This is a genomic window from Haladaptatus ordinarius (assembly GCF_054177595.1).
On sequence record NZ_JBPEHH010000126.1, the window covers coordinates 1 to 9,317 of the forward strand.

8 protein-coding genes are annotated in these 9,317 nt (G+C 59.0%); 2 read left to right on the plus strand and 6 right to left on the minus strand.

Going from position 1 to position 9,317, the window contains the following annotated elements:
* On the minus strand, positions 1–1,403 hold a 1,403-nt coding region (locus tag ACR3FF_RS23730), incomplete at its 3' end, for an ISNCY family transposase (protein WP_458190602.1).
* A gap of 94 nt (positions 1,404–1,497) precedes the next feature.
* On the opposite strand from ACR3FF_RS23730, the gene ACR3FF_RS23735 reads away from it, so the two are divergent.
* On the plus strand, positions 1,498–1,845 hold the full coding sequence (locus ACR3FF_RS23735) for a DUF7964 domain-containing protein (protein ID WP_458190603.1): 348 nt from the start codon (positions 1,498–1,500) through the stop codon (positions 1,843–1,845).
* Between the two features lie 309 nt (positions 1,846–2,154).
* Here the strand turns inward: ACR3FF_RS23735 and ACR3FF_RS23740 are convergent, their stop codons facing one another.
* The 5 genes from ACR3FF_RS23740 to ACR3FF_RS23760 form a co-directional block, all read right to left on the minus strand.
* The gene (locus tag ACR3FF_RS23740) at positions 2,155–3,213 is read right to left on the minus strand and encodes a tyrosine-type recombinase/integrase (protein WP_458190604.1); all 1,059 of its coding nucleotides are present in this window, start codon (positions 3,211–3,213) and stop codon (positions 2,155–2,157) included.
* Positions 3,200–3,595: a DUF5805 domain-containing protein gene (locus tag ACR3FF_RS23745; protein WP_458190605.1), complete on the minus strand. Its 396-nt coding sequence runs from the start codon at positions 3,593–3,595 to the stop codon at positions 3,200–3,202. Before ACR3FF_RS23745 ends, ACR3FF_RS23740 begins: the two co-directional genes overlap by 14 nt.
* An 809-nt stretch (positions 3,596–4,404) precedes the next feature.
* Positions 4,405–5,928 carry a flippase gene (locus ACR3FF_RS23750; RefSeq protein ID WP_458190606.1) on the minus strand — a complete coding sequence of 508 codons (1,524 nt, stop codon included), beginning with the start codon at positions 5,926–5,928 and terminating at the stop codon, positions 4,405–4,407.
* Between the two features lie 3 nt (positions 5,929–5,931).
* On the minus strand, positions 5,932–7,578 hold the full coding sequence (locus ACR3FF_RS23755) for an alkaline phosphatase family protein (RefSeq protein WP_458190607.1): 1,647 nt from the start codon (positions 7,576–7,578) through the stop codon (positions 5,932–5,934).
* Positions 7,568–7,729 carry a hypothetical protein gene (locus tag ACR3FF_RS23760; RefSeq protein WP_458190608.1) on the minus strand — a complete coding sequence of 54 codons (162 nt, stop codon included), beginning with the start codon at positions 7,727–7,729 and terminating at the stop codon, positions 7,568–7,570. Before ACR3FF_RS23760 ends, ACR3FF_RS23755 begins: the two co-directional genes overlap by 11 nt.
* Positions 7,730–8,081: 352 nt before the next feature.
* On the opposite strand from ACR3FF_RS23760, the gene ACR3FF_RS23765 reads away from it, so the two are divergent.
* A complete protein-coding gene (locus tag ACR3FF_RS23765) occupies positions 8,082–8,963 on the plus strand; it encodes a hypothetical protein (RefSeq protein WP_458190609.1) in 882 nt (293 codons plus the stop codon).
* Positions 8,964–9,317: the final 354 nt, after the last annotated feature.

Genomic DNA, 9,317 nt, shown 5'->3' on the forward strand with positions numbered 1-9,317 from the left:
AGATACTCGGCAGTGTGATCGACGTCGCCGTCGATCCCGACGGGGACGTCGTGGTTGACAGCGGCGTCAACGCCCTCTTTGCTCTTGATTTGCTTAATCGCCCGGTAATCCGGCTCGTACTTCGGAACTGGCATTGTGTACAGCAGGTCACGACTGTCTATCTCAGCGTGGACTCGCCTGGTGTAGAACCCACGATCCAGCAGGACTTCGTCGAGATCAACGTACTGCTGGGCTCTCGAAAGCAGACGAGCGACCACGTCTGCTTTCGAGTCAGCTGGTGCGTCGGCTGGTTCCCACTCTGAGTGCTCTTTGACTGATTCGATACCCAGGATGATCGGCACGTCGTTCCCGACGATCGTGATCGTCGCGAACGTGTAGCCGTGTTTCAACTCACCGTCGTCGACGTAGCCGCTCACCATCGGCGGATACGCCGACTTCGGGATCTCTGCATCCTTATCGATCCACGGCCAGACATGGTATGGAACGCGCGTGACATCGACGGCCGCCACGACGTGGCGGTCGTCGAATGGATTTTCGTAACGGATCGTCTGGAGAATATTCTCGGTTGCAGTATCGAACGCGTCCATGAGATACTCGCGGAACACCTCGGTGAACGCCACGATATCCTCGATCTGTTGGTCTTGGAGTGAATCAGGGACTTCTTGATCAGCCGGCATCGCGAACTGCTTGATCACTCGCAGGAACGTCGAGTCGTCACAAATGTCGTTTTCGTCGAGAAACCAGCCGGCTTCTCCCTCCGAATGAGCACTTCCTTTCGTAAGGCAGGCCGAGGAGAACAGATCAAGGATCTGTTCGTCCTCGTAAACCGTGTTCTCGGCCCTGTGGGAGTCGAACTCGCCGAAGGCGTGCCGCCTGGCGAGTTCGACGAGCTTGCTACCGTGTTCTCGGACGTGCTCGCGTGTTGCCGTCGGTTCGTCGCCGTCTTCGTCGATATCGTCTTCGTCCGGGATGATCGGAACGCGTGCTTCCATAATGACACCGTGGTCAACGGCTTCTTGCGCGATACCCGTCGCTGCAGCGGTGAGCGTCAGTTCAGTCTGTTCGCTGAACTGATCCCACGCGTATGAAATGGACTGTTGGGACGGTGTCGTCTCCAAGTCCAGTTTCTTCAGTAGTGATGGACGGTTTTTGAGGCGATCTGCGACCTCGCTCTGGGCGAGGTCGTAGATCTGCTGGTAGAGAAAGACCCGAGCCATCGGCTCAGTGCCGTTTGCGACCTTGTGCTGCTGGCGGTCATCAGCCAGTCCGTTGGTTGGAATCGAGACGTCTCCAAGAACACGCCAGAGGTGATCCGCTGACTCGCAAACTTTCCCAGCATGATGGACGATCGCCCCCGCCAGCGCGGGGGCGTCGTCATCAGTAGGTACGATTTCGACTGCCATTGGTGGGACTGGAGAGGACGAGCCTATTAGGATATCTCATGGGATTAGGCGGCAGTTCCAGAACGATTATTCACGTCCTGAATGTTGATACGGTATGGTCGAAGAGGAAAGTCTTGTCGAGTCACTTCCGGATCGTCCGCTCAAAAGCAGTGAACGAGACACACTCGAACGGCATGACCGTCTCCAGATGATCATGCAAGATGAGATGAAATTCGACTCAGATCATGGTGAGATAATGGATACTGCGATGTTCATTGGTTATGACTGGGTCACAGCCGTGACCTACGAAGCAGGTCACGGCTGGAGGGTGATCTACAAGAGTGAGATGGAAGACAACATCCTCGCAGATGGCTATCTTCGAAGCGAGGATCTCCACGATGAACATCCGATTCAGCAGGGAATGGATGCGATGAACGAAGTTGAATCTGGAGACGAAGAGTAACACTTCTTCACAAACAGTTTCTCTCGACAGTCTCACTGGGAACAATTCTGAGCAGTGTATCAGCTGTCTGGTGGTTTGTAGCTATCGAGATCCCGAAAACGTGACCTCCCTCCTCCTCGCCTTTTGTATAGCGACATCCGATTTATGAGTCCGTAACTGGACAGACCCTCCAATCAAAAATTATAGATTAATAAACATATGTTGGAGTGATGGTACCAGAATATGGTCGGTTCGACTACTTCGAAATCGCAGAATCCATTCAGTCCCGGAGAATCGTCCCTGTCACCGATGCGTATCGTTCAATCCGGTTTACAGCAGGGCGTAGACGTTCGCTTCGTACACCTCTCTCACCCGGTCACCCCAGTTGTGGGTGTAGGTGTCGATGATGTCGCTCGCCACGTCGCCCCGGAGGTACTTTACGATTCCACGGTCGCCGGTGCGGTCGCGGAGATGGGTCGTGAAAAAGTGCCTGAAATAGTGGGGCGTAACGTTCTCTTCTGCGCCCCCGCCGGTCCGATACCACCCTGCCCCGCGGGCGTGGCGTTCGACGACGTTCCGAACCATCTTCGGCGTCAATCGTTCGCCCCATTCGCTGCTCGTGCTGACGAACAGCGGCTCTGCACTCGAAATCGCGTCCGGCCGAATCGCCAACCACCGGACGAGCACCCGACGAAGCTCGTCGTCCACGGGAACGACGGTCTCGCGCTTTCGCTTGTTCGACGCAGTTCGCTCCTCGCCGTTGACGACCTGCCCGCGCGTCGGGTCTGCGGCGACGAATATCGAATCGGGTCGTCCGTCGAGTTGCGGGCGGTCTCCTAGCGTGTACTCGGTTCGAACCCCGTCGTCTGCGAGGTTTACGTCCCGAAGGTCGAGGTTACAGAGTTCGCCAACACGCATCCCCGTCTTCAGGAGCGTGCAGACCACCGCACGCTCTAGGGGGTGGGTCACGCCCGCGACGAACTCCCGCATGTCCGCCACCGAAATTTCACGGCGAGTCGGGTCTTTGTCGACGGATTCGTGCATCTCCTCCACGACCAGCGCCATCGGATTCGATTCGAACGCCCCGACTTGCGTCATGTACGCGTAGAACCGGTGGAGATACGACGCGTAGGTGGCGATGGTGCTCTCGGCGTGGTCGCCCCGAAGGGTGTGTATCCACGCCATGCAGTCGCGCTGAGTCGCCGCTTCGGGCGCGACACTTCGGCCCGATGGGTTGCGTTCGGGGTCGGAGAGAAATGCCTCGAAACGTCGGAGAACGCGCTCGTATGCCCCTCTCGTTCGCTCGCTCTTCCCGTGATAGAGCAGGTCCTGGAGGAAGTACCCGACCGGGTCGTCTGGGTCGGGGTTGGCGGGACTACTCGTCGCCATCGGTCCCTCCGACGAGCGTGTATCCACCGTGTCGCCCGCTGTACTGGACTCGATTTCTCGACTGGAGTTCGTCGAGCAATCCGTCGAGTCGGTCTTCGAAGTCGCCCACGAGCCGTTCGACCAGTTGCTCCCACGACAGGTAGCCCTCGGAATCGAGAAGGTCGAGCAACCGTGTTTCGAGCTCGTCACTCCCGGGATTCGACCCCTCGGAAACAGGTTGCACGCGATCGAGCTCGAATCCCTGTCTTCCGGCCTGCACCATGGCCCTGACGAACTCGCTCTGGCTCATATCGAGGTCGTCGGCGTGTGCCTGCCACTCGTCTTTTTGGTACTCCGGAATGTACGTCTTCACGACAGTTCGTTCCGTCCCGTCGTCGGCCATGGTTCCACGTCTCACTCCCGGTATATCAATGTGTACTACAGAGCGTGATAAGCGAACTTATCTTCGCTACTGGCCCTCTCATTGCTCCCCAGTATCCCCCATATCCTCACCTGTAGGACTACGAAACTCCGTTGTGTGGTACCATAGGGAGAGATATAGAATCGGGCTCGATTTTCCACATCTCGGTCTCGAACGACGAGTCAGTTGAGAGTCCTTCCAGTTGGTGACGAGTTTCTCGTGTTCTCTCACTCGATTGATGCGACGCAATCTCGAATTCTCATCCGAATCACTCGCCATCCCGGTCGACCGAGCACTGACGGAACTCCAGGCGGTCGGAACGACGAGAAGAGACTACAGCCGCAGTCCGTCGGGCCATCGCACCGTTGGCCGTGACGAACGCGGTACACCGTCGTTATCGGATGCTGACTGTGAGACGACCGACCGGACACACCGACACAGATTTTTCGAATCGCTCTCGAACGCCGCTACGACGGGGACTCTGGGTGCAGTACCCGATTTGCGACGAGAGTGCACCTCGACGAGATCTCGACGTTGTTGCGTCGGTCAACGGTCGAGACACTCTTGGGGTGACGTTCTCACGAACGTGTGTCGAATGATGATATTCGCCAGAGGGGGGTTTCTCCGTCGTTTCCCGACCGAATAAATTGTATGTCGCTATATTATTCGGTCCCGGTAGGCGGCCGAAATGGCATCCGGAGAACTCCACCTGGTGTCGGAGTGCGGTACGAACTGTGTGGGAAGTGTCGTGACGCTCGAAGGAATAGTCGTCGACCGAGAGAGACCAGCGCTTACTCGGTCGTCTCGGGCACGTAACCGTGCAAGAACGGCAGTTTCGTGTCGGTCATACTCTCGACGAAGTCGACGACGACCCTGTCTTCCGGTTGGAGACATCCCAGCGTAGAGACGACGACGAGGGTGGCGATAGCGGCGGCGACGAGCGCCAACGGGAGCGTGAACGCGGAGAGCGAGACCAGACGAGCGAGAACCACCGTCGGCGGGAACAGCAGTAGTGGTACGCGCGTCATCGTCCGGACCGTCCACCGCGAGAAGGGCGAGATGCCGAACTTCGACCACAGCACGACGAACATGAAGACGTTGAGGGTGACGTTCGCCGTCGCGGACGCCACCGCAGCACCGACGAACCCGTAGGCCGGTATCAACACCAGGTTCAACGCGAGATTGAGGCAGAAAGCGACCGCGTTGCCGGCGAGTATCAGTTTCGTGTGGCCGAGCGCCGACAACGTCTCACGATTTCGTCCTCCGGCGGCGTTCGTGAAGAAGCCGACAGAGAGGATGCTCAGTGCGACTGCACCCTCCGTGTAGCGGTCGCCGAAGAACACAGACAGGACGTCGGCGGGGAACGTCACGAACAGGAGGAACGCCGGGAACGTGACGATGAACACCCACTTCGTGGTCAGTTGGTAGATGGTGGATATCTCGTCTCGTTCCCCGTTCGCGTCGAGGCGCGACGCCAGCGGGAGATAGAGAAAACCGAACGACGCGAGCGCGATGAGGAGGCTGTTCGCGAGTGGGTACGCCGCCGCGTACAGTCCGACCTCGTGTGAGGTGGTGAAGTACCCGAGCATCACGGTGTCGGTCCGCGTGAGGAGGTCGGCGAGGACGGACGAGACGACGAGTGGCGCGGAGAACACCGCCATCTCGCGCACGTGCAGTCGGAACTCACCGACGAGCGGAAACAATCGGTTCAACAGATAGTGGGCGACGAGAAACGCCACCCCCGCACTGACGAGGTAGGCGTATCCCGCCGCCACCGCCCCGAAACCCATCCACAGCAGTACGCCGAGCAGGAGGAGTCTGCCGAAGGGATACAGCAAGTCTGCGACGTAGGTTTTGTAAATCGTGTTCTCGAAGCCCCGAATCCCGCCGACACCGACTCGAAACCCCACGACCAACGGCACGGCGAGCGCGAACACCGGGACGAGGTTGTCGGAATCTGGCCGGTCGAACAGGTTTGCGGTGAGAAACTCCGCGTTGAGATACAGCAGACTCGTCAACACGACGCCCATTGCACCGGCAACGAGGATGCCAGTCACCCACGCGCCGCGGACGTCTCGCTCGTCGTCGAATCGAGAGATGTATCGCGGGATTCCTTGACTGAACCCGACGAGCGCGAGGGTGACGCCGAGCGACATCGTCGTGAGCGCGATGTTGAACTCGCCGTAGGCCGCAGTCGAGAGCCATCGACCGAGAACGATTCGTTCGGCCAACTTCGCGACTGACGCGACTGCTGCACCGACGAACACGAGACTCGCACTCGACAGGAGGCTTCTAAGCTCTCGTTCCGTACCCATGAGTTAGAGGTAGCCGAGGTCCTCCAGTCTCGTTTCAACCTGGCTCTCTCCAGCGGTTTCGCTGCCGATTCCGTACTCGACGTCGGTGTACTCTCGTTCGGTCACCGGAACCGTCACCATCCCGTCCGGGACGGTTCCGGTCATCCGTTCGGGGACGGGGATACCTGCCGTCGCCATGGCGATGGGTGCCACGTCGGTCAGCGAGAGACCGTCACAGTCGCTCGTCTCGTCGAACGCCGGCCCCGCGCCGATGAATACGCCGTTCGGTTTGTGATTGTACTCGTCGACGGGGAGAAACTGCGTCCCGACGAGACTCGGGAGGACAAGATGGTTCATCTCGGTCGGCATGAACACCACGTCGGGGCCGCTCTTCGGGTCGTTCCCGTCGGCCACTTCCTCGGCCCGTCCCACGAACTCGAACGCTTGCTCTCCGTCCGGCGTTCGTAGCGCCGACAGGAGTTCGACGAGTTCTGTCCGAACTGCCTCGTACTCCGACCGGGGAACGACGCCGTCGGGGTCGCGCCCGGCGAGGTTGATTCGAACGCCCAACTCGCCCAGTGCGCGACAGTACGCTTTCGACCGTCGCCAATCGACGGTTCGTTCTGCGGCGTCTACCGCGTCTGCCGGGAGTGCTTGCTTGAGTACCGAACCCAGACCGACGCGCTGGGCCGACGCGTACACTTTCCCCGGTGTGAGACCGACCGTTTCCAGACCGGTCACGCCCCACGACAACGCCGTCTGGGTAGCGGTTCTTTCCGACCCTGTATCGGACTGTTCGTCGGGATTGACGAGCGACCCTTTCACCACGGAGAGGCCGGTTCCGTGGTCGTCGCCCGCCGTAGCAGACTCGACGAAGCCGTGTTCACGGAGCACTTCGTTGACGAAGATCTTGTACCCGTCCGTTCGCCCCATCCCATGGTCAGAGCAGACGACGACGTTGGCGTCGCCCACCGTCTCCATCACGGTTCCGACGAGACGGTCCGCCGCTCGGTAGATTCGACGGAAGGCGTCCGGGTCGTCGAAGTTGTGGAAGACAGCGTCGGTCTTCTGTACCTGTACGATAGCGATACGCCAGTCCCAATGTTCGAGGAGATAACGGGCGGCACGTTCGCGCAGCCCGACGAGCTCGACGTACCCGTCGAGTTTCTCCGATTTGTCGCTCGATAGCTCGCCCTTCGAGTAGATGGTGTACTCTTCGTCGAGTGCGTCGGATAGTTCGTTTCTGATGTTCGAAGGATATCCCTCGGCGTCTTCACTCGCCAGGTAACCCGGAACGAGCGCTCCCGTGAGTGGTTCCGCTGGATGGGTGACGGGCAGGTTGAGAACGATAGACGGCTCGTCGATGGCGGTGAGATAGTTCCACAGTGCCGGTGCGGTAACGTCGTTGCGCGTGAGGACCTCCGCCTCGTCCGGATACGTGTCGGTGTAATCGAAGAACGAGAAGGCGTTGTGGTGGGTCGGGTCGGTTCCGGTGTACATCGATGGCCACGCGCTCCCGGTCCACGGCGGATGAGTCGAGCGAAGCGGGGCGGCAACGCCTTTAGCGCGGAGTCGCCCGAAGTTCGGTAACTCCTCTTCGAACGCGTCGAGGAAGTCGAAATCGAGCGCGTCGAATCCGAGGACGACTGTTCTCGCTTCCTCAGATTCCATCGTCCACGCTCCACGCAGGTCGGACGTCGATTCGTCCAGTGGCGACGGTCGGCCACTCCGTCTTCATGGCGGTCGTTTTCGAGAGACAGAACACTTTCGGGGTGTCGACAGTGGCCCGTCCGGGTCGATTACCAGTCACACCGTCTTTCATGCCACTCTAGACCCCCTTCCGACGAACTTTGTTATACTCCGGAAGAGAGCGCGACAGGTTTTCCTTACCGGTCTGCTCGCCGCGTCGAACGAACCATCGCCCGCGACATCGATAGAGACGCACGTCACGTCCGGTTACGGGGACGGTAAGGAGTGCGTACTGCACCGTTCGTCGCCCGAAATCGGGTGAGCGACGGTGGCTCGTTCGTGTTCCGGGAGGAGGGACGCCACCGGGCTGTAACGACGGATTTCCACGATCACAGTGCCCGAGTACAGGTTACTTATAAATTGGTAGCTATACATTGAAGACGAACCGACGCACTTTTAGGCTACCAATCTCACATTGAACTTGCATGGCACGCGAACTCGAGAACGAAAAGAACGACAACGGAACGTTACTCAACCGACGCTCGTACCTGAAGCTGGCCGGTTCCGCGATTGCCGCGACGGGTGCAGCGAGCGTAAGCGGTTTGGCGGGCGCAGAAGAATACGAGACGATAACCGTCGCCGCTGGCGAACACAAGGCCATCGAGGTCGGTGACGGTCAGACGTACGAGAACAAACTCATCGACGTGACCGCCGAAGGGGCGGGCGTGGCGTTCACGACCAGTGGAAACGGCTGGACGATCCGCAACGTCGGTATCAAAGGTGAACACAGCGGCGAGAGTTTCATCATGATGCCAGGCGTCGAATCACCGGACGGAGAAGGCCTCATCGAGAACGTCTACATGGGCGACGGCATCAAAGAACGAGAGAGCGGCGGTGGCGTCTGGGTGAACGCTAACATGCCTCATCAGGGTGTCATCACCGTCCGACGCACGCACATCGCCAACACGGTAAACAACGGACTGTACGCCTCCGGGCCGGGAAGTCAGGGTGCAACCGGTATCACGAACGTCGAGGATTCGTACTTCCACTCGAACAATATCTCCAACATCCGGATGAACGCGAAGGGCGACCGGACTCCCTACGTCAAAAACTGCGTCGTGAAAGTGGACGATAGCACGCCGCCCTGTGGCGAGAACTGTTCCAGCCCCGGTGCGGTCAACGACCGCGGCGTCTGGTCGTGGTACGGTACGACTGAAGTCATCGACTCCGACATCCAGGGTGGATTCGTCGGTACCCACGGTGGTGACGTCGAGGCGAGAGGAACGAACACCGGCGAGAACGTGAATCTCGAACCGCCGAAGGGCGTTCCGATGTCGGCCGAGGAAGCGGCGAAAGGTGGCAGGTAATCTCCCGTTTCGAAGTTCTGTTTTCGTACCGAGCGACCGAACGGTCAGGCTTATCGCGGTAACGAACCGTTGACCGGCCCGACCGAGCGAACGTCACCGCTCGCAGTGGCCGGCCAAACTCACTCTTCGCATCAAGATTATTGTTAGCAAGTAGCACGAGACGATGTGCGCGGCGTTTACTATCGCACATATACACTGTATGTCGCTATATCAATTCGACTCGCATCCCGAAGAACACAAGTTCGGGATCTCAAATTCTACAAACCACTAGAGTACTGATATCTTGAGAGAACAGCGGTAGCAACCGCTGTGACCGACATTGTTCACCGATGGTTCTGAATCAGTCGTTTCGAC